Annotated in this window: 24 protein-coding genes; 12 read left to right on the forward strand and 12 right to left on the reverse strand. The window is 65.9% G+C overall.

The window, feature by feature from the left end:
* The first annotated feature begins 11 nt into the window (after positions 1 to 11).
* On the forward strand, positions 12 to 275 hold the full coding sequence (locus ASE58_RS06835) for a hypothetical protein (RefSeq protein WP_055763162.1): 264 nt from the start codon (positions 12 to 14) through the stop codon (positions 273 to 275).
* Positions 276 to 466: 191 nt separating this feature from the next.
* Positions 467 to 625, forward strand: a complete 159-nt coding sequence (locus ASE58_RS18180; protein ID WP_200909304.1) for a hypothetical protein — start codon at positions 467 to 469, stop codon at positions 623 to 625.
* Positions 626 to 1,484: 859 nt separating this feature from the next.
* On the opposite strand, the gene ASE58_RS06840 is transcribed toward ASE58_RS18180, so the two are convergent.
* The 9 genes from ASE58_RS06840 to cyoA form a co-directional block, all read right to left on the reverse strand.
* On the reverse strand, positions 1,485 to 1,868 hold the full coding sequence (locus ASE58_RS06840; RefSeq protein ID WP_156347645.1) for a hypothetical protein: 384 nt from the start codon (positions 1,866 to 1,868) through the stop codon (positions 1,485 to 1,487).
* An 11-nt stretch (positions 1,869 to 1,879) separates the two neighbouring features.
* A complete protein-coding gene (locus ASE58_RS06845; RefSeq protein ID WP_082467740.1) occupies positions 1,880 to 3,379 on the reverse strand; it encodes a L,D-transpeptidase family protein in 1,500 nt (499 codons plus the stop codon).
* Between the two features lie 116 nt (positions 3,380 to 3,495).
* Positions 3,496 to 4,026: a response regulator transcription factor gene (locus ASE58_RS06850; protein WP_055763166.1), complete on the reverse strand. Its 531-nt coding sequence runs from the start codon at positions 4,024 to 4,026 to the stop codon at positions 3,496 to 3,498.
* A complete protein-coding gene (locus tag ASE58_RS06855) occupies positions 4,023 to 5,330 on the reverse strand; it encodes an ATP-binding protein (protein WP_327196329.1) in 1,308 nt (435 codons plus the stop codon). Before ASE58_RS06855 ends, ASE58_RS06850 begins: the two co-directional genes overlap by 4 nt.
* Before the next feature lies 1 nt (position 5,331).
* Complete coding sequence (locus ASE58_RS06860; RefSeq protein ID WP_200909305.1) at positions 5,332 to 6,030, reverse strand: SURF1 family protein; 699 nt, start codon at positions 6,028 to 6,030, stop codon at positions 5,332 to 5,334.
* A complete protein-coding gene (cyoD, locus tag ASE58_RS06865; protein WP_055819103.1) occupies positions 6,027 to 6,434 on the reverse strand; it encodes a cytochrome o ubiquinol oxidase subunit IV in 408 nt (135 codons plus the stop codon). Before cyoD ends, ASE58_RS06860 begins: the two co-directional genes overlap by 4 nt.
* Positions 6,434 to 7,063 carry a cytochrome o ubiquinol oxidase subunit III gene (gene cyoC, locus ASE58_RS06870; protein WP_055819105.1) on the reverse strand — a complete coding sequence of 210 codons (630 nt, stop codon included), beginning with the start codon at positions 7,061 to 7,063 and terminating at the stop codon, positions 6,434 to 6,436. Before cyoC ends, cyoD begins: the two co-directional genes overlap by 1 nt.
* Before the next feature lie 3 nt (positions 7,064 to 7,066).
* Positions 7,067 to 9,067 carry a cytochrome o ubiquinol oxidase subunit I gene (cyoB, locus tag ASE58_RS06875; protein ID WP_200909306.1) on the reverse strand — a complete coding sequence of 667 codons (2,001 nt, stop codon included), beginning with the start codon at positions 9,065 to 9,067 and terminating at the stop codon, positions 7,067 to 7,069.
* Between the two features lie 11 nt (positions 9,068 to 9,078).
* Positions 9,079 to 10,224 (reverse strand): ubiquinol oxidase subunit II, encoded by a 1,146-nt coding sequence (gene cyoA / locus ASE58_RS06880; RefSeq protein WP_200909307.1) that lies wholly within the window; start codon positions 10,222 to 10,224, stop codon positions 9,079 to 9,081.
* Positions 10,225 to 10,355: 131 nt separating this feature from the next.
* Here cyoA and ASE58_RS06885 point away from each other — a divergent pair, with 131 nt between their 5' ends.
* The 4 genes from ASE58_RS06885 to ASE58_RS06900 are packed head-to-tail and all read left to right on the forward strand — an operon-like array spanning position 10,356 to position 14,375.
* On the forward strand, positions 10,356 to 11,684 hold the full coding sequence (locus ASE58_RS06885; protein ID WP_055763177.1) for an MFS transporter: 1,329 nt from the start codon (positions 10,356 to 10,358) through the stop codon (positions 11,682 to 11,684).
* A gap of 8 nt (positions 11,685 to 11,692) precedes the next feature.
* Positions 11,693 to 12,931 (forward strand): hypothetical protein, encoded by a 1,239-nt coding sequence (locus tag ASE58_RS06890; RefSeq protein ID WP_055819638.1) that lies wholly within the window; start codon positions 11,693 to 11,695, stop codon positions 12,929 to 12,931.
* Entirely contained in the window at positions 12,928 to 13,641 is a 714-nt protein-coding gene (locus tag ASE58_RS06895) for an NUDIX hydrolase (protein WP_055819110.1), read from the forward strand. Before ASE58_RS06890 ends, ASE58_RS06895 begins: the two co-directional genes overlap by 4 nt.
* Positions 13,638 to 14,375 (forward strand): extensin-like domain-containing protein, encoded by a 738-nt coding sequence (locus ASE58_RS06900; RefSeq protein WP_055819113.1) that lies wholly within the window; start codon positions 13,638 to 13,640, stop codon positions 14,373 to 14,375. Before ASE58_RS06895 ends, ASE58_RS06900 begins: the two co-directional genes overlap by 4 nt.
* A gap of 21 nt (positions 14,376 to 14,396) precedes the next feature.
* Here ASE58_RS06900 and ASE58_RS06905 read toward each other — a convergent pair whose 3' ends face one another.
* Positions 14,397 to 14,948, reverse strand: a complete 552-nt coding sequence (locus ASE58_RS06905) for a hypothetical protein (RefSeq protein WP_055763185.1) — start codon at positions 14,946 to 14,948, stop codon at positions 14,397 to 14,399.
* A gap of 338 nt (positions 14,949 to 15,286) precedes the next feature.
* Here ASE58_RS06905 and ASE58_RS06910 point away from each other — a divergent pair, with 338 nt between their 5' ends.
* Positions 15,287 to 15,865, forward strand: coding sequence for a CHAP domain-containing protein (locus ASE58_RS06910; RefSeq protein ID WP_082467744.1), 579 nt, complete (start codon positions 15,287 to 15,289; stop codon positions 15,863 to 15,865).
* 63 nt (positions 15,866 to 15,928) lie between these two features.
* On the opposite strand, the gene msrB is transcribed toward ASE58_RS06910, so the two are convergent.
* Complete coding sequence (msrB, locus tag ASE58_RS06915) at positions 15,929 to 16,414, reverse strand: peptide-methionine (R)-S-oxide reductase MsrB (protein WP_055819116.1); 486 nt, start codon at positions 16,412 to 16,414, stop codon at positions 15,929 to 15,931.
* Positions 16,415 to 16,580: 166 nt separating this feature from the next.
* Here msrB and ASE58_RS06920 point away from each other — a divergent pair, with 166 nt between their 5' ends.
* The 5 genes from ASE58_RS06920 (at position 16,581) to ASE58_RS06940 (ending at position 23,132) form a co-directional block, all read left to right on the forward strand.
* Positions 16,581 to 18,257 (forward strand): DEAD/DEAH box helicase, encoded by a 1,677-nt coding sequence (locus ASE58_RS06920; protein WP_055819118.1) that lies wholly within the window; start codon positions 16,581 to 16,583, stop codon positions 18,255 to 18,257.
* A 414-nt stretch (positions 18,258 to 18,671) separates the two neighbouring features.
* Positions 18,672 to 20,375 carry a 30S ribosomal protein S1 gene (rpsA, locus tag ASE58_RS06925; protein WP_055763195.1) on the forward strand — a complete coding sequence of 568 codons (1,704 nt, stop codon included), beginning with the start codon at positions 18,672 to 18,674 and terminating at the stop codon, positions 20,373 to 20,375.
* A 171-nt stretch (positions 20,376 to 20,546) separates the two neighbouring features.
* Positions 20,547 to 20,825, forward strand: a complete 279-nt coding sequence (locus tag ASE58_RS06930; RefSeq protein ID WP_055819641.1) for an integration host factor subunit beta — start codon at positions 20,547 to 20,549, stop codon at positions 20,823 to 20,825.
* 88 nt (positions 20,826 to 20,913) lie between these two features.
* Positions 20,914 to 21,855: a right-handed parallel beta-helix repeat-containing protein gene (locus ASE58_RS06935; protein WP_055819121.1), complete on the forward strand. Its 942-nt coding sequence runs from the start codon at positions 20,914 to 20,916 to the stop codon at positions 21,853 to 21,855.
* Positions 21,856 to 21,902: 47 nt separating this feature from the next.
* The gene (locus ASE58_RS06940) at positions 21,903 to 23,132 is read left to right on the forward strand and encodes a hypothetical protein (RefSeq protein ID WP_055819124.1); all 1,230 of its coding nucleotides are present in this window, start codon (positions 21,903 to 21,905) and stop codon (positions 23,130 to 23,132) included.
* Positions 23,133 to 23,139: 7 nt separating this feature from the next.
* Here ASE58_RS06940 and ASE58_RS06945 read toward each other — a convergent pair whose 3' ends face one another.
* A complete protein-coding gene (locus ASE58_RS06945) occupies positions 23,140 to 24,810 on the reverse strand; it encodes an alkaline phosphatase family protein (protein ID WP_055819127.1) in 1,671 nt (556 codons plus the stop codon).
* Positions 24,811 to 24,859: the final 49 nt, after the last annotated feature.

Consider the following 24,859-nt stretch of genomic DNA (forward strand, 5'->3'; position numbering starts at 1 on the left):
GGAGAGGGACGATGAATCCGATCGAACCGTGCGATGCCGCCGGCGAGAAGAGCATGGTGATCCTGCAGAGCCTGTTGTGCCTCCTGCGTGAGAAAAACCTGCTGTCGCGAGCGGATATCGAGGAACTGGCGGCCAAGGTCGCCAGCCGCGCTGCCGATCGCGAGCGTGATCCGCTGCCGTGCCAGAGCGAGGTAGCAGTGGCCGCCGCCAGCGAGATGAATCGGCTGGGTGCCTATATCGGTGGGCGCTATGGCGGAAAACACCGTCGTATGTAATTGATTGGACACCGTTTGTCCGGCTATGCGATGCGGCGGGCGGTGTCATCACGGCGTCAGAATTTGCGGCCACACGCATCCCCGGCAATCGTCGTGCGTTAGATGCATGTCCGGTTCGGCCGGACGAGTATCAAAAACGGACGGCGTAACGTCCTTGAGAGGTTGTCGTGTCTTCGATTGGTCCGGACGAAATGTCCTACTTCGTACGTCGTGCCGAACAGCAGCTGGAGCTCGCGCAGCGGGCCGACCACGAACAGGTCGTCAGCGCGCATTACGAGCTGGCGAACCTGTATCTCGACCGCGCCTATGCGCCGACCGTGCCGACGGAGAGTGCCGCGCAGGCGGCATGAGTTCTGTAGGGCGGTTATTGGCGTGACGACGGGGCATCGACGGGCCTTTCCCGAAGCGGTGGGGTGCTACCAAACTTCTCGATGGTGTCCCACGCCTGCTGCGGGTTGGCGGATTGGAACGCGCAGGCCGGCATTCGATGTAACAGTGCCTGTTTTCGTCCCTCCGCGACGATCGTGCGAGTAGGTTCTCCGACGGCGCACGCAGAATATCTCCCATTGAGCCGCAGCCGGGGGTAGCGAGAAAACCCAGATCATCGAGTCGTGCAACAACCGGATGGCATAGGCGAGCGCCTCGTCCGGATTGCTCAAGTGGCAAGACAGGATATCGCCGATCGCCGCGTCCCAATGGTCGGGCCAATCCGCCAGGCTGCGCCGATGACACTCGGCATAGATTTCCAGATTCTGGACAGCAGCGCGGCGTCGCGCCGTTAGGGAAGCGCGTTGCAGTTCGTCGGAATAGAGCTGCCTTTCCTTAGTACTACTATGGCGTTTCGCGAGAGCAGGACGAGCGGCTGCCGGTCGAGGCCAGGCCTGTGCTGACGCAGTGATGTCTGTTGGGAGAATCGGACCTCAGGCCCGATCGATGTGCAGCTCTAGACCGAGCAGGCGTGGCCTAGGCCTTGGTTTAATTGAAACCTGCCCGTTCGTGCTCGGCAGGTACTAAGCTTGTCAAAGACCCGTATCGAAGCACTTGCAACGGTCCATCGATACGCCCCTTCGGCAATCTCGATGAATAGTCAGGACAAGCGAGCAAGCGACAACAGCACGGCTCTTCCGACTTTGTTGCCCCCCCGCTTGGATGGGGCGAAAAAGCATGACCCCGCCGGATCGCACCCGGCGTGACCACATGCGGTCGGCGTCAGCCGTTGGGCGCATCCGCCTCTTGCTGGTTCGACATGGTATCGTCGACCGGCGCATCGTCATCGCTGCTGCTCTGCCCGCGCGTCGAGCGGGAGGTCATGCCGGTGGCCGATGCGTCGTCCAGTACCTGCTGGTCGGGTTCGACCGGCGGGGGCGGGGGCAGGACTTCGGCCGGGGCAACCGCCGAAAGATTCTCGGTCACCAGCGGCGGCGCGGTCTCGATATTCTCTTCGGGCAGCGGCGTGGGCGGCGGTGCGCCCTCGTCGAACGCGCTGTTTTCGATCGGGGCATCCTCGGGCGCCTTGTCCGAACATCCCGCCATGCCGGTCGCCAGCAACAGGCCGCTGCCGGCCAGCAGCGCCACGCGCCATCCGTTCTTCATCGTCATCCCCTTTATCGTGCCGCCATCTGGCTGGCTTCGGCGCGAGCGGCGATCTTGTTCCCCAGCACGCCGTCCCATTTATACGGATCCTCGCGGAAGCTCATCGTACCGTTCGGCGTGGCGAAGGCGGTCCAATAGAGCAGGTACACCTTCACCGGATCGGCGACCTTGGCGCGCACCGTCTTACCCGACGCCAGCGTGGCGTCGATCTGCGTATCCGACCATTCGGGCGTGGTCCGCAGCAACAGGCGCGCAAGGTCTTCCGGCTTTTCGAGGCGGACGCAGCCATGGCTGGCCAGTCGGTCGAACTTGGCGAAACCCGCCTGCGCCGGCGTATCGTGCAGATAGACCGCGAACGGATTGTCGAAATCGAACTTGAACCGGCCGAGCGCGCTGTTCTCCGACGCCTGCTGCAGCCGGCGTCCGCCGCCCTCCATCTCGATCACGCGGAAGCCGTTGCGCTTCAGATAGCCGGGGTTCGCCCGCTCCTTCGGCCACAATTCCTTGTCGGCGATCGACGACGGCACGTTCCACGGCGGATTGAGCACGATCGAATGGATCGTCGAGGTTAGCATCGGCGTCTCGTCGCCCGGCCGCCCCGTCACCGCCTTCATCGACGTGACCGGCTGGTCGCCGTCGAACACGGTCAACACCGCCGCGGCGATGTTCACCTGGATACGGTTCTTTTCCAGCTCGGTCGGCAGCCAGCGCCACCGCTCCATATTGGCCTTGATCTGCTTTACGCGCTCGCTCACCGGCACGTTCAGCGAGGCTACCGTCTGTCCACCGACCTGCCCGGCGGGGTTCAGGCCATAGCGGCGCTGCGCGCGGCGTACCGCGTCGAGCATCGGCTGGTCGAACGTGTCGCCGCTGGCGGACAATTCCGGGTCCTCGATCGCCAGCCGCTTGCGCAGCGCCGCGACCTGTGGCCCGCGCCCGCCCAGCCGCATTTCGGAGCCTGCGCCGATCGTCGGCCAGCCGCCGTTCGCGGCGATCTTGCGATAGCGGGCCAGCCCGGCGACCAGCGTGTCATAACCGGCATAGGGCGGCGGGAGCGAGGCGATCCATGCCGACAGCTTGTTCGTTGCCACCGCATCGCGGAACGAGGGCAGCGGGTCGAACGCCTGCGGGCGCATCGCCCAATCCTTCTGGAAATCGGCATTGTCCAACCGCCCGGCGCGCACCGCATGGGCATGGTCGAGCGCGGCACGGACCAGCGCGGGGCCGGTCAGCCCGGCCAGCGACGGCTCCCGATCCTTCAGCCCTTGCGCCACGGCATCGCGCGCCAGCAACCGCGCCAGTTCGCTTTCCTGCGCCGTGGTCAGTGTCGGCAGCGGCGCAGCGACCGGGACGGCCTGCACCAGCGGCGGGGTGGTCGGCAGCGTCGGCACGACCGGCGGCGGCGTCACCTGCGCCATGGCACCGGTCGCGCTGGTCAGGGCGATGCCGGCGAGCAGCGTACGGCGCGCGAAGCGGTCGAAACGATGGCGGTGGTCGGTAATGCTCTTCATCCTATACTCTTCCGGTGCGGCACGCAGGCTGTATCGCATTCGAACCTGCCGCACGATGAACCGTTCCCCTTGCGCGCCTGTTACCACAAGGACGTAGTAGTTTCGAACCCCCGCCGTCAGGAAAGATGCCGCTTGTCGAGCTTGCGCGCCAGCGTGCGGCGATGCATCCCCAGGCGGCGCGCCGCTTCCGAAATGTTGAACCCAGTATCGGCCAGCGTCTGGTGGATATGCTCCCACTCCAGCGTCTTGATCGAGGTCGGCGCGGCGGTCAGGTCGGCCTGCGGATTGCCCTCTACCCGCGCGAAGGCGGCCTCGATTTCATCGGTATTGGCGGGCTTCGTCAGATAGTTGGTCGCGCCCAGCTTGATCGCCTCGACTGCCGTCGCGATGCTGGCGAAGCCGGTCAGCACCACGATCCGCATCGCCGGATCGATCGCCGACAGCGCGGAGACGCAGGCAAGGCCCGACGCGCCGCCCAGCCGCAGGTCGACCACGGCATGGTCGGGGGCAAAGGCGCGGGCCAGTTCCTCCAGCCCGTCGGGGCCGCCGGTCACCTTCGCCACATAGCCGCGCCGTTCGAACGACCGGCACAGCGTGCGGGCAAAGGTCGCGTCGTCCTCGACGATCAGCAATCGGCGCTCGGTCATCGCGTCTTCTCCAGCGCCAGCGAATCGATCGGCAGGATCAGCGTCGTCTCCGCCCCGCCGCCGTCGCGGTTCAGCGCCTCGATCGTGCCGCCCAGCGGCCGCAGCACATTGGTGGCGAGATAGAGGCCCAGCCCGGCACCTTGCCGGTCCTTGCTGGTATTATAGGGTTTGCCGAGCTGCGAGAGAATACGGTCGGAAAAGCCGTTGCCGTCGTCACGCACCGTCAGGCGCAGCATCGCCCCGTCGCGCAGCGCGAGGAGCGCGATATCCCGCCCGCCCGCCTCTACGGCATTGTCGAGCAGGTTGGTCAGTGCCTGCGCTAGGGCACGGTCGGCGACGATCGGCACGTCGGGGCCGAGGCGGTCCTCGAACATGGCCCGCGCGGGATCATTGCCGCGCCAGCGGTCGAGCGTATGGGTCAGGAAGGTGCGCAGGGTCGTGCGGGTCGGTGCCTCGCCGGTGACTTCGCCGGCGGCGAACAGGATGCCCGACACGATTTCCTTGCAGCGCATGACCTCTGCCCGCATGTCGTCGACCTCGGCGACGAAGCGGGGATCGCGGCGGATGGCGGGTTCGTTCTTCCAGTCGCCGAGCAGCACCGCGATCGACGACAGCGGTGTGCCCAGTTCATGGGCCGCACCGCTGGCGAGCAGCCCCATGCGAACGATATGTTCCTCCTCCACCGCGCGCTGGTGCAGGCGGGCGACCTTCGTATCGCGGTCGCGCAGGTTCGCGGCGATGCGCGTGACGAACGCAACGAGCAATGTCGCCGCCAGCACGAAATTGATCCAGTTGCCGATCAGATAGGCTTCGGACAGGCTGCTGGCATAGGCGGGCGGCAGGTCGAGCGGGCGGTGGAAGGGGCCCAGCAGCGCGAACGCCCCGCTGGTGATCGCGACCAGGGCCCAACTCGACCAGACCTTCAGCAGGATCGCGCCGATCACGACCTGCAACAGATAGAGCGAGACGAACGGGTTGCCCGCCCCGCCCGATAGATAAAGCTGCGCGGTCAGTGCCGCGACATCGAGCACGAGGGCGGCGAACAGCGGCAGATTGGTATCGCTCCACCGCGACCGGCGGGCGAGGGTGACGAGGTTGAGCAACACCAGCGCCGCCAGCACGCTCGCCATCGGGATCAGCGGCAGGCGGATGCCGAGCAATCCGTCGACCACCAGGATCGTACCCAACTGCCCGCCGACCGCCAGCCAGCGCAGCTGCACCAGCAACAGCATGTTGCGACCGACGCCCTCTGCCGGTGGCGGCTGCGGAGTCGGGGCGGGGGCGGCGGGTTGCATCGGACGCATGTTACGCCCGCGGTTCGCGCCGGGCGACCCACCATGTCATGCCGCCCAGCAGCAGCGCGAGGCCGAACCACGTAAAGGCATAGACGAGATGGTTGTTGCGAAAGGTGACGACGGTCAGCCCACCGCGCGGCCACTCGACCTTTGGATCTGCGGCGGCGTCGATGAAATAGGGGGCGACGTCGGTCAGCCCGCGCTTGGCCGCGATCGCCGCGACGTCGCGCGAATACCAGCGGTCTTTGGCAGGCACGTTGCTGCGCAGGAAACCGCCGTCCGGCTCGGTCACGCGGAGCAGCCCGCGCACGGTGATCGTGCCGGTGGGGGCGGGAACCTTGCCGCGCTTGTCCGGCAGCACGAACCCACGATTGACGAGGAGGGTAAAGCGCCCGGTATCGAGCGGGGTCAGGACCCAGAAGCCACCGCCCAGCGCGGTTGCGGCCTGCGTGTAGGTATCGGCATTGGCGCGATAACGCCCGGTGGCGATGACGGGACGATAGGCATCGTCCTTCGTGATCGCGCCCCAGCCGGAAGGTGGTGGGGCGGGGACGGGCGGGGAGCGCAGCATGGCTTCGGTGCGCCGGATCAGGTCCAGCTTCCACACCCGCCGCTGCAACTGCCACACGCCCAGCCCGATCAGGCCGGCGACGACGCATCCGATCAGGGTCCCGATCAGGATGCGTCGGATCGACCGGCCGGAGGTCACATCGCCCCCATGTCCCCGGACATCTGGGGCATCATGTTCAGGTTCATATGGTACATGACCCACAGCGAACCCGACAGGACGATCACCACCAGGACGACGGTGAAGATCAGCGCCATCAGCGTCCAGCCGCTTTCCGACTTGGTGTTCATGTGCAGGAAGTAGATCATGTGGACGACGATCTGCACGACCGCGCAGATCATCACGATGCCGGCGGTGATCCGCGTGTCGGCAAAGGCGTTGGTCATGACCAGCGCGAAGGGGATCGCGGTCAGCAGCACCGACAGCAGGAAGCCGATGACATAGTCCTTGCGCGAGCCGTGCGCGGGCGCGTCGCCGTGACCGCCATGGCCACGGCCGTGCGCATGATCGTGGCCATGCGCGTCGTGATGGGCGTGGCCGGCCATTAGAGGACTCCCAGCAGATAGACGAAGGTGAAGACGCCGATCCAGATGACGTCGAGGAAGTGCCAGAACAGCGACAGGCACATCAGCCGGCGCATGTTCGCGGCACCGAGGCCGTACTTGGCGACCTGCACCATCAGCGTCACCAGCCAGATCGAGCCGAAGGTGACGTGCAGCCCGTGGGTGCCGACCAGCGTGAAGAAGCTGGACAGGAACGCGCTGCGCTGCGGCCCGGCGCCTTCATGGATCAGGTGGCTGAATTCATAGAGTTCGATGCCGAGGAAGCACAGGCCGAACACGCCGGTGATGGCGAGCCAACTGAGCGTCGCGCTCTTCTTGCCCTGTTCGGCGGCAATCATCGCGAAGCCGTAGGTGATCGACGAGAACAGCAGCATCGCGGTGTTGAGCGCGACGAGCGGCAGGTCGAACAGTTCCTTGGCATCCGGGCCACCCGCGGTGCTGCCCGAATAGACGCCGTACGCGGCGAAGAGCATGGCGAAGATGAGACAGTCGCTCATCAGGTAGAGCCAGAAGCCGAGCATGGTGCTCGACCCGGCTTCATGCTCATGCTCCTCCGCCAGGTGATAGGCGCGTCCCGACGCGCCTGCGGGGATTTGTACCGACGAACCCATGTTTTACGCCCCCGCGGCCTGGAGGTCGGCAGTGCGCTGCCGCTCCGTCTCGATGACTTCCTCGACCGGAATGTGGAAGTCGCGATTGTAGTTGAAGGTGTGGAAGATCGCGACACCGATCACCGCGACGAACGACAATGCCGCCAGCCACCAGATGTACCAGACCATCGCCAGACCGAAGACGGTCGAGAGGCCAGCTAGCACGATCCCTGCCCAGGTGTTGCTGGGCATGTGGATGGCGGTGAAGCCGTCCACCGGGCGTGCGTACTTGTGGCTCTTCATGTCGTACCACGCGTCCATGTCGTGGACGACCGGGGTGAACGCGAAGTTATAGTCCGGCGGCGGTGACGAGGTGGCCCATTCGAGGCTGCGGCCGTTCCACGGATCGCCGGTGAAGTCGCGCAGCTTGTCGCGGTTCATGATGCTGACGGCGATCTGCACCAGGAAGGCGGCGATGCCGACCGCGATGATCGCGGCACCCACTGCGGCGATGACGAACCAGATTTGCAGGCTCGGATCGTCGAAGTGGCGCAGGCGACGCGTGATGCCCATCAGGCCCAGCACGTAGAGCGGGGTGAAGGCGACCCAGAAGCCGACGAACCAGCACCAGAAGCTGACCAGGCCCCACTTGCGGTCCAGCTTGAAGCCGAACGCCTTCGGGAACCAGTAGTTGATGCCGGCGAACATCCCGAACACCACGCCGCCGATGATGACGTTGTGGAAGTGGGCAACAAGGAACAGCGAGTTGTGCAGCACGAAGTCGGCAGGCGGCACCGCGAGCAGCACCCCGGTCATGCCACCGACCGTGAAGGTCAGCATGAACGCGATCGCCCACATCATCGGCAGTTCGTAGCGGATGCGGCCACGATACATGGTGAACAGCCAGTTGAAGATCTTCGCGCCCGTCGGGATCGAGATGATCATCGTGGTGATGCCGAAGAACGAATTGACGCTCGCCCCCGACCCCATGGTGAAGAAGTGGTGCAGCCAGACGAGGTACGACAGGATGGTGATGACCAGCAGCGCGTAGACCATCGACGTATAGCCGAACAGCCGCTTGCCCGAGAAGGTCGACACGATTTCCGAGAACACGCCGAACGCCGGCAGGATCAGGATGTAGACCTCCGGGTGGCCCCAGATCCAGATCATGTTCACGTACATCATCGGGTTGCCGCCCAGCGTGTTCGTGAAGAAGTTCGTCCCGACATAGCGGTCGAGCGACAGCAGCGCGAGCACGGCGGTCAGCACGGGGAAGGCGGCGACGATCAGGATGTTGGTTACCAGTGCCGACCAGGTGAAGATCGGCATCTTCATCAGGCCCATGCCCGGCGCGCGCATCTTCACGATGGTCGCGATCAGGTTGACGCCCGACAACAATGTCCCGACGCCCGCCAGCTGGAGCGCCCAGATATAATAGTCGACCCCGACATCCGGCGAATAATCCAGCCCCGACAGCGGCGCGAACGCCAGCCAGCCGGTACGCGCGAATTCGCCGACGAACAGGCTGGCCATGACCAGCACGACGCCCGAGGCAGTCATCCAGAAGCTGAAATTGTTCAGGAATGGGAACGACACGTCGCGCGCACCGATCTGGAGCGGTACGATGTAGTTCATCAGGCCCGTGACCAGCGGCATCGCCACGAAGAAGATCATGATGACGCCGTGGGCGGTGAACACCTGGTCATAGTGATGGGCGTTCAGGAACCCCTCATTCTGGCCGAAGGCGATCGCCTGCTGGCTGCGCATCATCACCGCGTCGGCGAAACCGCGCAACAGCATGACGATGCCGAGGATCATGTACATGATCCCGATCCGCTTGTGATCGACCGTGGTGAACCACTCTTTCCAGAGATAGCCCCACAGTTTGAAATAGGTCAGCGCCGCCAGCACCGCTGCGCCGCCAACGGCGACCGCGAGGAACGTCATGACGATGATCGGTTCGTGGATCGGGAAGCTCTCGATCGTCAGGCGACCGAAGATCAGCTTGGTAAGGGTTTCGGACATGATCTCTTGTCTCAGCCAAGTGCCGGAGCGGTACGGCCCGGCATCGCGGGCGGCGCGATGCGGGTCATGTTGCGATTGGCGTCACTGCCCGGATCGGCGGCGCCGGGGGCGGCGGACGATCCTTGCGGCGCGTCGCCGCTGCTATGCGGGCTGACGCCATATTCCGATGGTGCCTTTTCCAGCGCGCCCTTGGTACGCTCCCCTTCGGGCAGTCGGCTGTTGACCGCCGAGCCGTGGCCGCCATGGCCCATGCTCTCGGTCATGCACGGCGTGCCGGGCTGGACGCACATCTGGACGATACGGGTGAACAGGCCCTGTTCGACCCCGCCAAAGCCCATTGGCGGTACCTTTTCGCTGGGCTTTTCCAGCTCCAGGTAACGCTGGGTATTCAGGCGGTTCGGCATCGCCCGCACGCCCGCGACGAACTTGTCGAAGCCGGCGGCGTCGGTGCTGGTCGTCTTGAAGTTCATGTAGGAGAAGCCGGCGCCGCTATAGTGCGCCGACATGCCCTCGAACGTACCGGGCTTGTTCAGCACGGCATGCAGCTTCGTCTCCATGCCCGGCATCGTGTAGATCATGCCGGCCATCGCGGGGACGTAGAAGGTGTTCATCACCGACGACGACGACAGGCGGAACCGCACCTGGCGGTCGACCGGCACGACGAGGCGGTTGACCGTTGCGATCCCCTGTTCGGGATAGATAAACAGCCACTTCCAGTCGAGCGAGACGACCTGAATCTCCAGCGGCTTCTGGTCCTCGGGCACCGGCTTGCCCGCCGAAATCTGCCCGATCGGGCGATACGGGTCGAGCAGGTGGGTGCTGATCCAGGTCAGCGCGCCCAGCGCAATGACGATCAGCAGCGGGCCGGACCAGATGACCAGTTCGAGCGCGGTCGAATGGTCCCAATCGGGCTTGTACGTCGCCTTCTCGTTGCTCGCGCGGTATTTCCACGCGAACCAGACGGTCAGTGCCATCACCGGAATGATGATGAGCAACATGAGGCCGGTCGAGATGAGCACGACGTCGGCCTGTTGGCGCGCGACGTCGCCGGCGGGATTGAGCACGACCAGGTTACAACCGCCCAGCAGCGGCAGGGCCGCCAGCGGGAGGAGCGAACGCAGTGGCCGGTGCCACGGAAGCGAGCGGGGCAGGATCATGGGCGCGACCTATGCCGTGCGATGCTGCACTGCGATAGGACATTTTGTCCTATCCCCGCGTTTGGTGCATTGCGATAACGGGCGCATATTCTGCCTATCCGCGCGTGCAGCGCGCCATGTTTGGAGTCCCTATGGCCGAGGCCTTCGTCCATTCCCACGAACTCGAGGCCGACGCCCGCGCCGTCAACGCCTCGGGCGAGGTGAACGTTCAGTCCGAAGAGATCGCCATCGGCGTCATCATCGGGCGCACGTCGGAATTTTTCGACTTCTTCGTGTACGCGATCGCATCGGTGATCGTGTTCCCGCAGTTGATGTTCCCCTATGTCGACCGGCTGACCGGCACGCTCTATTCGTTCGCACTCTTCCCGCTGGCATTCTTTGCGCGGCCGCTGGGCACGCTGCTGTTCATGTGGATCGACCGCCGCCACGGGCGGGGGACGAAGCTGACCATCGCGCTGTTCATGCTGGGTACCGCGACGGTGGCGATGGGCTTCCTGCCCGGATATGCGCAGGTCGGGGCGTGGTCGGCGATCCTGCTGGCGGGCCTCCGCATCCTGCAGGGAATTGCGCTCGGCGGTGCATGGGACGGCCTCGCCTCGCTGCTGGCGCTTAACGTGCCGCAGGACCGGCGTGGCTGGTATGCGATGATCCCGCAGCTCGGCGCGCCGCTGGGCCTGATGGTGGCGAGCGCGCTGTTCGCCTTCTTCACCGCCTATATGAGTGCCGAGGATTTCATCAGCTGGGGCTGGCGCTATCCGTTCTTCGTCGCGTTCGCGCTGAACGTCGTGGCGCTGTTCGCACGGCTGCGCATCGTCGTGACGCCGGAATATACCGCGCTGTTTGAGAATCGCGAGCTGAAGGCGTCGCCGGTGCTGCCGACCGTCAAGCGGGAATGGAAGACGGTCGTGATCGGCGCGCTGGTGCCGCTGGCCAGCTTCGCGCTGTTCCACATGGTCACCGTGTTCCCGCTGTCGTGGATTCTGCTGAAGACCGAACAGCCGATCGAACGCTTCCTGTGGATCGAGACCGCCTGCGCACTGTTCTTCATCTTCGCGATCATCATCTCCGGCGTGCTGGCCGATCATGTCGGGCGGCGTACGCTGCTGGGCATCGGCGCGATCGCCATCGCGCTGTTTTCCGGCCTGGCGCCGCTGCTGCTGAACGGTGGCGATGCGGGCGAGATCGCGTTCATGATTACCGGCTTCATCCTGCTCGGGCTGTCGTTCGGCCAGTCGTCGGGGACGGTGGCGGCGAACTTCGCCAAGGATTCGCGCTACACCGGCGCGGCGCTGACGTCTGATCTTGCCTGGCTGTTCGGGGCGGGGTTCGCGCCGTTCGTCGCACTGGCGCTGGCCGACAAGCTGGGGCTGTTCGCATCGGGCCTGTATCTGGCATCGGGTGCGATCGGCACGCTGGCGGCGCTGGCACTGAACAAGGAACTGGCACGCCGACTCGATTGATCCGGTCGATGCTGCGCGTGTTGACGGCGGCGCTTGCGCTGGCGGTGGGGCAACCCGCCGCCGCGCAGGACGCCGCCGTCGTCGTTTCCGGCGACACAGCTCTGGCGCAGGATGCCGCCGAGGTCGCGCGGCAGCGCGGCATCGATCCGGCCGAGGCGCTGACGCTGTTGCGCAAGCAAGCAGCGAGCGTCGCGGTCACCGAATGGATCGAGGGGGAATATCGCGATCGCGTTGCCGGTACAGCGATCGAAGGCGATGGCGCGGTCAGCGTCCTGCTGACCGGCACGCGCCCGGTTCCCGACGGGCAGGTCGCGATCGACGGGCTGGCGATTCCGATCCGTTTCCGTACCGGAGCGACCGCCACCCGCGCGCAATTGCTGGACTCGATCACCCGACACCAGGCTGCGATCCGGGCGATGGTGCAGCGCCCGCCGGCGCTGGGAATCGATGCCCGGCGGGGCGAGCTGCTCGTCCTGATCGGCGGGAGCGATGCGGCGGGCGATGTCGCCGCCCTTAAGCGGCGGATCGAGGCGCTGACCGGTGTTCCGATCCGCATCGCGACCAGCGGCCAGCCCCAGCTGGACCTGTCGGGCGAGGTTGTCGGCGGATCGCGGCTGATCGGTCCCGACCCGGCGAGCGGGCGGCGTTTCTATTGCACCACCGGCTTCGTCGTTACCGATGGCGTGCAGACCGGCATCGCCACCGCCGCGCATTGTCCCGATACGCTGGAGCATGTCGCTAAAGATGGCACGCGCACGCCGCTGACCTTTATCGGCCAATGGGGCTGGGGGTTTCAAGACGTGCAGGTGAACGCCAGCCCGGACGCGGTGCAGCCGCGTTTCTTTTCCGACGCCGCGCGCATCATGTCGCGATCGGTCGAGGGGCAGCGCAGCCGGGCGGGTACGCGGGTCGGCGATATCGTCTGCCACCGGGGCGAGCATAGCGGCTATAGCTGTGCCGAGGTCGAGATGGTCGACTTCGCGCCGTCGGGTGACCTGTGCGGCGGTCCCTGTCTGCCGACCTGGGTCGCGGTGGCGGGGCCGGGGTGCAAGGGCGGCGACAGCGGCGGGCCGGTGTTCATCGGCACCACCGCGGTCGGGCTGCTGAAGGGTGCGAGCTATCGTGCCGACGGCAGCTGCGTCTCCTATTATTACATGTCGCTCGACTATCTGCCCGATGGCTGGCGACTGGTTCGCGCGCCGGGCGGCTTCACAATGCCGGGGGCGCTTCCCAACTCTCCCCGATGATGCAAGCCATTCCTGCCGCCACGCTGATCGTGCTGCGCGACCGTCCGGCGGGCCCGCCCGAAATCCTCATGGTCGAACGGTCGGCGGCGATGGCCTTTGCCGGCGGGGCGCTGGTCTTCCCCGGTGGGCGGATCGACCCCGGCGACCGGGCGTTGGCGGTGACGATGGGCGATGACGATCTTGCACCGCGACTTGCCGCGATCCGTGAGACGATCGAGGAGGCGGGAATCGCGATCGGCGTCGATGGCGATGTGGCGGCGATGCGCGCGGCATTGGCACGGGGCGCGACGATCGGCGATCTGGCGCCGGTCGATCCGGGAGCACTCGTCCCCTATGCCCGGTGGCGACCGGACCATATGCCGGTGCGGGTGTTCGATACCTGCTTCTATGTTGCGCGGCTGCCCGGCGACGCGCCGCCCGCGCGGGTCGATGCGACCGAGAATGTCCGGACGCTGTGGATCACCGCCGGCGATGCGTTGCGCGCGGCGGATCGGGGAGAGGCGACCCTGCTGTTCCCCACGCGCTGCGTGCTCGCCCGGCTTGCGGCGCAGGGGGACGTCGCCGGGGTCCTGGCCGATGCCCGGCGTTGGCCGGTGCGAACGATCACGCCATGGATCGAGCAGCGGGTCGAGGGCAGCTTCGTCTGCATCCCCGACGATCTGGGCTATCCAGTCACCGCCCAGCCGACCGATCGCGCGGTGCGCGGGTGAGGGCGCTGTCGGCCGGTATCCGTACCCTCGTCTGGCTGGCCTTTCTCGCCGCGATCGCTTTTGCATTATACGCCTTCACCCGCAGCCGGCCGCAGGACGTGCCGTGGACGCCGCTCGACCTGTCGCAGCCAGTCGGCATGTTTACCCGCGCCAAGATCGGCGATCTGGCGGGGGATTTCGCCGGCTGCCGGACATTGCTGGATGCGGCGGGGGTGCGCTTTACTACCTTGCCGCCGCGCGAGGGCGGCGGGCAATGCGGCTATGACGATGCGGTGCGGATGCGCAGCGGCGGATCGCGGACGATTGCCATCACGCCCGATGTCGGCGTGTCGTGCCGGGTGGCGACGGCGATGGCGATGTGGGAATGGCAGGTCGTGCAGCCCGCCGCAGAACGGCATTTCGGCGTGCCCGTCAGCCGTATCGAGAATTTCGGCAGCTATAATTGCCGCCGCCTGTATGGGCGCGACACCGGCGCGTTCAGCGAGCATGCGACCGCCAATGCCCTCGATATTGCCGCATTCGTCCTGCGCGATGGGCGACGGGTCAGCGTCGTCGGCGACTGGACGGCAGGGAAGGGGCGCGACGATGCCAAAAAGGCGGCGTTCCTGCGCGACGTGCGCGATGGCGCGTGCGGCGTCTTTTCGACCGTTCTGTCGCCCGACTACAACGCCGCGCACCGCGACCATTTCCATTTCGACCAAGCGAAGCGCGGGTATGGCGGGGCCTGTCGCTGACCCCGCCAATCCCGTGCCCGATCAGTGCATCGGAGCGCCGGCTTCGACCTTTTCGACCCATGCCGGATAGAAAGCGGGCTGACGCATCGACCAGCCCGAGGCGGTCGCCGCCGCTTCGCTGAGCGACTGCAACAGCTTGCGGCGCAGTTCGGGATGCAGGTGCGGCAGCGCCGCCGAGGCGCAGAAGGCGGCGGGCAGCCATGGCCGTGCTTCCGGCCCGACCAGCCGTTCGTAGAGGAAACGATAGGCGCCAAAGGTCGTCAGCCGCCCCTGGCCCAGATCGAACGCGGTGACGGTCAGCAGCGGCGTCATGAACGGTTCGACCGAATCCAGTCCGCTATCCTCGGGAATGCAGGCGCGAATGTCGGGCAGGCGATCGTAGATGCGGGCCTGTGCACGGATGCTCGCGGCCTCCACCACATCGCGCGACCAGCGGCGCATCGCGTCGTCGCGGTCCAACCCGATATCGAGCGAGCGGCGGATATAACGCTGCGTCGCGGAGGAAAACGTCGCGAACTCCTTCATCTCCGCCAGCGTCATCGCGCCTTCGGCCGGCCTGCGTGCAATCGCCATCTCTGAACTCCCCGCCCAAGATTACAACCGATCGGATATTGCCCGATAATAGTTAACGGCTTGCTGAACGAAACACGGCAATCCCGATCGACGACACATCCGAACAGGTTTCGTGCTGCGTTGCAATATTGCTGTAACGCGGTTCGTCGCATTCGCGGGAATGGGCGATCGTCGGAAATAAGGGGAGCAACGAACGGCGATACTCGGTTCATCCGCCGGTCATCGCCGGGCAAACACGCTTCGTCGGAATTGGTTCCCTTTTGGGCAAAGGTGGGGTTTCCGCCGCCGGCAAACCCTGCTCAATGCCGCTCAAGACATTCGTGGGGCCTGGGGGTCAGATGAGTTTTGGTGCTGTGGCAGCGCGTTTCGCGCTGGTGATTTCGTGCGCTCTGGCGATGGTGGCTCCGGCCCAGGCTCGGTTCTGGCAATGCGCCCCGTATGCTCGCGAAATCTCGGGCGTCGAAATCTTTGGCAACGCCCATACGTGGTGGGGCCAGGCCGCCGGCAAGTATGAGCGCGGCCATGCGCCCCAGGAAGGCGCCGTCCTTTCGTTCGCCGCTACCTCGAAGATGCGCCTCGGCCATGTCGCGATGGTGTCGAAGGTCGTCAGCGACCGCGAAGTGCTGCTGACCCACGCCAACTGGTCGCGCCGTGGCGGGATCGAGCGCGACGTTCGGGCAATCGACGTGTCGGCTGCCGGCGACTGGAGCGAAGTGAAGGTGTGGTTCGGCCCGCTGGGTGACCTCGGTACCTCGGCCTACCATGCGAACGGCTTCATCTATGCCAAGCACGCGCCGCGCGGCAGCGAATTGGATGCGCCGCTGGTCATCGTGAAGACCGATCCGCCGGCCCCCGCACCGGGCGGCGCCAGCGGTCAGCCGATCCAGGCGCGTATGGTCGTCGCGCTCAACAACTGATCGATCCTCCGCCGATCTGCCATAAGGCCCGCGGCATGAAGAGTGCGGCGGGCCTTTTCGCGTTCAGGCATGGCGGAAGGTCATCGCGACGCCGTTCATGCAATAGCGCTTGCCGGTCGGCGGCGGCCCGTCGTCGAACACATGGCCGAGATGCCCGCCGCAGCGGCTGCAAAGCACTTCGGTGCGGCTCATCATCAGTGATCGGTCGGTGCGGGTCGTAACCGCGCCCTTGCGCGGCGCATAGAAGCTCGGCCAGCCGGTGCCGCTTTCGAACTTCGTCGACGACAGGAACAGCGGCTGTCCGCAGCCGGCGCAGCCGAAGAGGCCCTTGCGCTTTTCGTCGTTCAGCGGGCTGCTGTACGGGCGTTCGGTCCCTTCCTGCCGCAATACATTATATTGGGCGGGGGTCAGGCGCGCCTTCCACTGGGCATCGCTCAGCTTGAACGGGAAGGTCGATGCCGCCTCGCTCGCGTCCGGCGCACAGCCGATCAGCGCGGCAAGCGCCGACATTCCGGTCAGTTCGAGCAGGCGGCGGCGATCGATCGACATGGCGCGAATCCTTTCGACCGGAATGTGGGAAAGGCGCGGGCCGGCGGCAATATCGGGGTACGGAACGCGACAAACGAAAATCTTTTGCCAAATTCCCGTATCGGTTGCATGGTAAACGATACGCGCGGCCTTGCCGTGGCCGCAATTTGGGGCCATTTGGCACCCCATGCCTTTTTCGACGTTACCCGAACCGCTCGCCGCGGCGCTCTCCGCGCGTGGTTATGAAGCCCCGACCGCCGTCCAGGCGGCTGTCCTCACGCCCGAAGCCGAAGGGCGCGACCTGCTGGTGTCCGCGCAGACCGGTTCGGGCAAGACCGTCGCCTTCGGCCTTGCCATGGCGCGCGACCTGCTCGACGCCGAGGACAAGATGCCGCGCGCCGGCACGCCGCTGGCCCTCGCCATCGCGCCGACCCGCGAACTGGCGCTGCAGGTCGCGCGCGAACTGCAATGGCTGTACGGCGAGAACGGCGCGCGCATCTTGTCGTGCGTCGGCGGCATGGACGCGGCGCGCGAACGCCGCAACCTCAGCCATGGCGCGCATATCGTCGTCGGCACGCCCGGCCGTCTGCGCGACCATATCGAGCGCGGTGCGCTCGACCTGTCAGGCCTGAAGGTCGCGATCCTCGACGAAGCCGACGAGATGCTCGACATGGGCTTTCGCGAGGATCTCGAAGGGATTCTCGACCGCACGCCTGCCGAACGTCGCACGATGCTGTTCTCGGCAACGCTGGCCAAGCCGATCGTCGCGCTGGCCAAGCGGTACCAGAAGGACGCGTTCCGCATCGACACGCGCGAGGCCGAGCGCGGTCACGGCGACATCAGCTATCAGGCGATGACCGTCGCGCCGAATGATATCGAGAATGCGGTCGTCAACCTGCTGCGCCTGCATGAGCCGGACACCGCGTTCCTGTTCTGCGCCACGCGCGAAGCGGTGCGGCATCTACACGCCAACCTGGTCGAGCGCGGCTTCGATGCGGTCGCACTGTCGGGCGAGCATTCGCAGTCGGAGCGCAACCATGCGCTGCAGGCGCTGCGCGACCGCCGTGCCCGCGTCTGTGTCGCGACCGACGTTGCCGCGCGCGGCATCGATCTGCCGTCGCTTAGCCTCGTCGTGCACGTCGAACTGCCGCGCGACGCCGAGGCGCTCCAGCACCGCTCGGGCCGCACCGGTCGCGCGGGCAAGAAGGGCATTGCCGCGCTGATCGTGCCGTTCCAGCGCCGTCGCCGGGTCGAGGGGCTGCTGCGCGACGCGAAGATCAACGCCGAGTGGATCGGCGTGCCGACGCCCGAGGAAATCCATGCGGCCGACCGCGAGCGACTGCTCGCGAAGCTCGCCGAGCCGGTCGAATTCGACGAGGCCGATGTCGAGCTGGGTGCGCGCCTGCTGACCGAAAAGACGCCGGAAGATATCGCCGCGCTGCTGGTGCGTGCCTATCGCGCCAAGCTGCCGGCGCCCGAGGAACTGTCGGCCGGTGGCGCGCCCGAGCGTCGCGAGCGTGCCGAAGGGCCGCGTCCGGGGTTCGAGGATACCGTGTGGTTCCGTATGAACGTCGGCCGTCGTCACAATGCCGATCCGCGCTGGCTGCTGCCGCTGCTGTGTCGTCGCGGGCACATTACCAAGGGTGAGATCGGCGCGATCCGCATCGCCAACGACGAATCGGCCTTTGAAATCCCCAAGGCGATCGCGGGCAAGTTCATCGCATCGGTCAAGCGGACGGCGACGCCCGACGACGATCTGATGTTCGAACAGATGGCGGGTCCGCCGGCCGCACCGCAGCGTCGCACGAACGGCGCCCCGCCGCGCCATTCGGCCAAGCCGTACCGCCCGCAGCGTCGCGGGTGATCTTCCGCCTGGCGTGAAGGGATTCTTTCACGTCCAGGTATCGAGCGGGTGAGGGCCGGACAGCGGATGCTGGTCCGGCTCAAATCTCTGTCCGTCATGACGATCACTGGTTCGGCGAGCAGCGGCCGCTGACGCAGCCTGTCTGTGCCTGCGCGCCCTTGCGCGAAGCTCGGCTGATCCGGCCTCTACCGTTGCGCGCCAACCCGAAAACGCGTATGGCGCGCCGGTTCGACGAGCACAGACTCGCGAAGGCCGGGCGTGCGCGCCCATTCCGCATAGCCGGGGCAAGCCTTTCGTGACGACGGGTTCGACGGATGCCGCGCGTCGTATTCGGCGAGCGCGGCAATCCCGGTCAAAGACCGCCGGAGACAACCGGCCGGCCGGAAACAAGTACGTTTAGGAACCAAGAGTTATATGGCCAGCATGGCAAATCCCACCCGTGACGATTTCGCGTCGATGCTCGACGACATGTTCGGTGCTTCGGAAAGCTTCGAAGGCCGCGTCGTCATCGGCACCGTCACCGGGATCGAAAACGACCTGGCGGTCATCGACGTCGGTCTGAAGTCGGAAGGCCGCGTGCCGCTGCGCGAATTCGCAGCGCCGGGCCAGAAGGCCGACCTGAAGGTTGGCGACGAAGTCGAAGTCTATGTCGACCGCGTCGAGAATGCGAACGGCGAAGCGATGCTGAGCCGCGACCGCGCCCGCCGCGAAGCCGCATGGGACAAGCTGGAAACCGAATTCGCCAAGACCGCACGCGTCGAAGGCGTGATCTTCGGTCGCGTCAAGGGCGGCTTCACCGTCGACCTGTCGGGCGCCGTGGCGTTCCTGCCGGGTTCGCAGGTCGATATCCGTCCGGTGCGTGACGTCACGCCGCTGATGGACATCCCGCAGCCGTTCCAGATCCTGAAGATGGACCGCAAGCGCGGCAACATCGTCGTGTCGCGTCGCGCCGTGCTGGAAGAAACCCGCGCCGAGCAGCGTTCGGGCCTGATCCAGTCGCTGGCCGAAGGCCAAGTGATCGACGGCGTGGTCAAGAACATCACCGATTACGGTGCGTTCGTGGACCTGGGCGGCATCGACGGCCTGCTGCACGTCACCGACCTGTCGTACAAGCGCGTCGGGCATCCGTCGGAAGTGCTGAACATCGGCGACACCGTCCGCGTCCAGATCATCCGCATCAACCGCGACACGCAGCGCATCTCGCTCGGCATGAAGCAGCTTGAGAGCGATCCGTGGGATGGCGCCGGTGCCAAGTATCCGGTCGGCGCGAAGCTGTCGGGCCGTGTCACGAACATCACCGAATATGGTGCGTTCGTCGAACTGGAGCCGGGCATCGAAGGCCTGGTCCACGTGTCGGAAATGAGCTGGACCAAGAAGAACGTCCATCCGGGCAAGATCGTCTCGACCTCGCAGGAAGTCGACGTGATCGTTCTGGAAGTCGATCAGGACAAGCGCCGCATCTCGCTGGGCCTCAAGCAGGCACAGGCGAATCCGTGGGAGAAGTTCGCGGAAGATCATCCCGTCGGTTCGACCGTCGAGGGCGAAGTCAAGAACGCCACCGAATTCGGCCTGTTCATCGGTCTGGACGGCGACGTCGACGGCATGGTCCACATGTCGGACATCGCATGGGGCATTTCGGGCGAAGACGCGCTCAACCTGCACCGCAAGGGCGAGACGGTTCAGGCCGTCGTGCTGGCGGTCGAGCCCGACAAGGAGCGTATCTCGCTCGGCATGAAGCAGCTGGAGCGTGGTGGCCCGGTCACCGCGCAGGCGGGTGATCGCCTGAACAAGAACGCGATCGTGACCGTGACCGTGCTCGAAGTCCGCGATGCGGGCCTCGAAGTGCAGCAGGGCGACGATGGCGCGACCGGCTTCATCAAGCGCACTGATCTCGGCCGCGACCGCGACGAGCAGCGTCCGGAGCGTTTCCAGGTCGGCCAGAAGTTCGACGCGATGGTCACCGGCTTCGATCGTTCGAAGAAGCCGACCTTCTCGATCAAGGCGATGCAGATCGCCGAAGAGAAGCAGGCCGTTGCGCAGTACGGTTCGTCCGACTCGGGCGCGTCGCTGGGCGACATTCTGGGCGAAGCGCTGAAGGCGCGCGGCGAACAGAAGTAAGCCTTAGCCGCCGACCAGGCGGAAGCAGGAACGGGGTGCTCCATATCGGAGCGCCCCGTTTTTGCGTTCATTCTAAAGGCGGATTGTTCCGTCTGATAAATATAGGTTAGGGCAACCGAGCGTCCCGATCGCACCGTTGCGGGATATGCGTTTGAATTGCCGGGGGAAAAGATGATCCGATCCGAACTGGTTCAGCAGGTGGCACAGGAAAATCCCGAATTGCCGCTGCGGGATGTCGAGCGGATCGTCGCGACGTTCTTCGACGCGATCACCGAACAGCTGCGCAGCGGCGGGCGCGTCGAGCTGCGCGGTTTCGGTGCGTTTTCGACCCGTGCGCGCGATGCCCGCACCGGACGCAACCCGCGCACCGGCGAAGCGGTCGACGTGGATGCCAAGCGCGTTCCCTATTTCAAGCCGGGCAAGGAAATGCGCGTCCGCCTGAACGTCTGACGGCGTACCGCGCCGGGACGGATTTGCCCCCTTTCGCGCGCGGTGCCGCTGGCGCATGTCAGGGCCGGAACCGACAAAGGACCGGCCGATGACCGCCCGTTTACTGCTGCCCTTCGCATTGGTGCTGCTGGCCGCACCGCTCCCCGCGCAACAGCGCAGCGCCCCGTTCGTGATCGAACAGACCGGCGAGGGCTTTGCGACGATCGACGCGGCGGTAACGGCGGTGCGCGACGCGACGGCGACGATCCTCATCGCGCCGGGCACCTATCGCGATTGCACGGTGCAGACCGGCGGCGACATCACCTATCGCGCCCGCACGCCCGGCACGGTGATCTTCGATGGCGGCGCGTGCGAGGAAAAGGCGACCTTCGTCCTGCGCGGGCGGCGCTCGACGGTCGACGGCATCGTGTTCCGCCGCATCCGCGTACCCGATGGCAATGGCGCGGGCATCCGAACCGAGATCGGTGACCTGACCGTGACCAATTCGACCTTCCTCGACAGCCAGGAGGGTATCCTTGGCGGCAATCCGGAAGGGCAGCAGCGCATCGTCATCGACCGTTCGACCTTTGCCGGGCTGGGGCAGTGCGACGAGACGACCGATTGCTCGCATTCGGTGTATCTCGGCAATAACGGATCGATCACCATTACCCGCTCGCGGTTCGAACGCGGCACCGGCGGTCATTATGTAAAGATCCGCGCACCCCGGATCGAGATCACCGATTCCAGCTTCGACGACAGCCGGGGCAGCAAGACCAATTACATGATCGACCTACCCGAAGGGGCCACCGGGCTGATCGCGCGCAATACCTTTGTCCAGGGCAAGGCAAAGGAGAACTGGACCGGCTTCATCGTCGTCGGCGCGGAAAAGCATACCTTTCCGGCGCGGGGACTGAAGGTCGAGGATAACGATGCGCGGCTGGCCCCCGGCATGGACAAGAGCCCAGCGTTCGTCGCCGACTATACCGGCGATGGCGTTGCGGTCGGCGCGAACCGGTTGGGGCCGGGGGTCAGAAAGTTCGAGACGCGCTGACCGCTTTCCGCTTCGGGTGCCGCCCGATCCGCGATAGTCGTGCATCCATGCATCATCGTTTCGCCCTTGCGCCGCTCGTGATCCTGCTTGCCACGCCGGCGGTATCCGCACCGCGGCAGTCGCCGCCTGTGAAAGTCCTGAACGCACTGTCCCAATGGACGATGCAGCCCGATGCCGTGCGGCGGAACGATGCGCCGGTCCTTCGCCGATCCTTGTCAAAGGCGGAGGCGGACGTCGCTGTCGACCTGCTGGCTGCCGCGCGTGCGCGCAGCGTTGCGACCGAAGACCGTCAGGCGATGGCGGCAAAGGCGATCACGCTCGGCGACAAGACGCTCCGGTGGGAAAGCAGGACGTTCGGCAATGCGCCGTTCGGCAAGCGCAGCCTGTGGATTTCGATGCATGGCGGCGGCAATGCCGCACCGGCGGTGAACGACCAGCAATGGCGCAACCAGATCGGGCTCTATCAACCGGCAGAGGGCATCTACCTCGCGCCGCGCGCGCCGACCGATACATGGAATTTGTGGCACGAGACGCATATCGACCCGCTGTTCCAGCGGCTGATCGATGCGCAGGTCGCGATCAACGGCGTCGATCCCAATCGCGTCTACCTGCTCGGCTATTCGGCCGGGGGTGACGGGGTGTGGCAGCTGGCGCCGCGCATGGCGGATCGGTTCGCGGCGGCGGCGATGATGGCGGGCCATCCGAACGAGGCCGGCGTCGCGGGCCTTCGCAACCTGCCGTTCGCGATCTTCATGGGCGGGGCGGACGCCGCCTATGACCGCAACCGGATCGCGGCGGAAAAGGGCGCGGAGCTGGACAAGCTGCATGCGGCCGATCCGGGCGGCTATGTGTCGATGACGCGCATCTATCCGGGGCTGCCGCATTGGATGAACCGCAAGGATGCCGAAGCCTTGCCATGGATGGCGCAGTTTACCCGCAATCCTTGGCCGAAGCGGATCGTGTGGGTGCAGGACGACGTGACCCATGACCGCTTCTACTGGCTGCAACTTCCCAATGGGAATCTGGCCAAGGCGGACGACCGGATCGACGCACGGGTCGAGGGGCAGGCGATCACGATAGACGGCGCGGTGCCCGCTGGGCTGACGCTGCTCCTGTCCGACAAACTGGTCGATCTCGATCGGCCGGTGCGGGTGACCATTAATGGCCGGTCGGTGTTTGCGGGCAAGGTCCCGCGCACCGCCGCCGCGATCCGCCGTTCGCTGGAGGAACGGATGGATGCGGCGTCAGCGGCGACAGCGTTGCTGGTCCTGCGATAAGGCGGAGTTACTTGCAGGTCGATCCCGTACCCGGATTGAGGTCGAGGCAGCGGCCGTCGATCTCGTTCTTCGGCACGTTCAGCCCGATCGTCGCGGCTAGCGTCGGCAGGATGTCAACCGTCTCCACGCCGAACGGCTCCTCGAACCCGCCGGCCCCCTTGCGCCAGAACAGGATGGGCACGCGCCGGTCATAGTCCCAGAAGCTGCCGTGCGTCGCGACCGCGCTGCCCACGACCGGATGCGGCAGGGTCAGCACGCGCGGCTTCATCGCCACCAGCAGGTCGCCCGAGCGCGGCGGGTAATAGGAGGCGCGGGCACGCTCGATCAGCGACCAGGTTTCGGGCGGGGTGTTCGGCACGGTCGTCGCGAGGATCTGCGCACGGGTGAAGACCGCCTGCGTCTGCGGATGCGCAGCGAACATTGCGATCGCCTCGCGCTCGACCGCGGCCTTTTGCGCCGGGGTCAGCTTGATGTCGTACCAGACATCGCCATTGACCGCGCCGAACAGAATCGGGCCGGGGATGCCGAGCTTCTTGCCGATCGCTGCACCGATCGCCTCGACGGTCAGTTCGCCGTCCTGCCGCACCGCCTGCGGAATCGCGTGTTCGGCATGGCGTTCGCTGGCATCGCTGCCGCCATGGTCGGCGGTCAGCACGACCTGATAATCGACGCCGGTTGCGTCCAGCACCTTGAAGAATTCGCCGAGACTCTGGTCGAGCGAGGTCAGCTGCAGGCACATCTCGCTGCCTTCGGTGCCATAGCCATGGCCGACATAATCGGTGGCCGACGCGCCGATCGAGATGATGTCAGTCTGCGGTCCCCGGCCCAGCTTCATGTCCTGGATAAGCCCGGCGGCGAGCGCGAGGACGGCAGCGTCATATTCGGGCGAGCGGCGGAAATTGTTCACGGCGCCCGCGTCGCGCGCGAAGCGGCCGGTGCCGATCGTCTTGCCGGCGACCGATACGGCGCGGGCGAGCGGCTGGCAAAAGGTTGGCAGCGTCATTGGCGGCTGCGCGGTCGCGATCTGCTTTGCCACGGCGGCATTGGCGCGGGCGACCACCGGCGGCATCGTGCGCCCGGCATAGCTGGTGAAGCCGTCCTTGCCGAACCACCACAGCTCGTCAACCTTGTGCCCGCCCATCATCACCGCCGCGCGGTCTTTTCCGGCGACCGATACGACGCGGGTGCGCGGGTCGGCGGCTTTCATCCGTTCGCCCAGCGTCGGCACAATCAGGTGCGTGTCGGACACGGTATAGTCCTTGAAGGTCGAACCCGCCACGCGCTCGTCCTCGGCGCAATAGACCTTGTGGTCCGGGCGGTTCGTGCTGCGCTGGTCGATCCAGTCGTTGGCGATGATGCCGGTGCGCGCCGGACGCGCGCCGGTCAGGATCGTCGAATGGCCGGGGCAGGTCTCGGTCGCGGCATGGCTCTGATAGCCCGAGGGGAACACCGCGCCCTGCATCATTCGCACAAACCCGCCGGTGAAGCGCGCGCGATATTCGGCGAACAGGTCGGCGGAGAATTGATCGACCGAGATCGCGACGATCAGCTTGGGGGGCGTCGGCGGATAGGTCGGCGGTACCGACACGTCGGTCGGCGCCGGGGCGGGCGCGGTGCTCTGCGCCAGGGCGGGGGCGGCGGTGCCGAGCAGCAGCGCGGCGAGGGTCAGGAAACGCATCGGTGAACTCCGCGGACGGTGCATCCGTCTCCAAACTCCGCTACCGGGC

Source organism: Sphingomonas sp. Leaf9, assembly GCF_001421355.1.
GTDB lineage: Bacteria > Pseudomonadota > Alphaproteobacteria > Sphingomonadales > Sphingomonadaceae > Sphingomonas.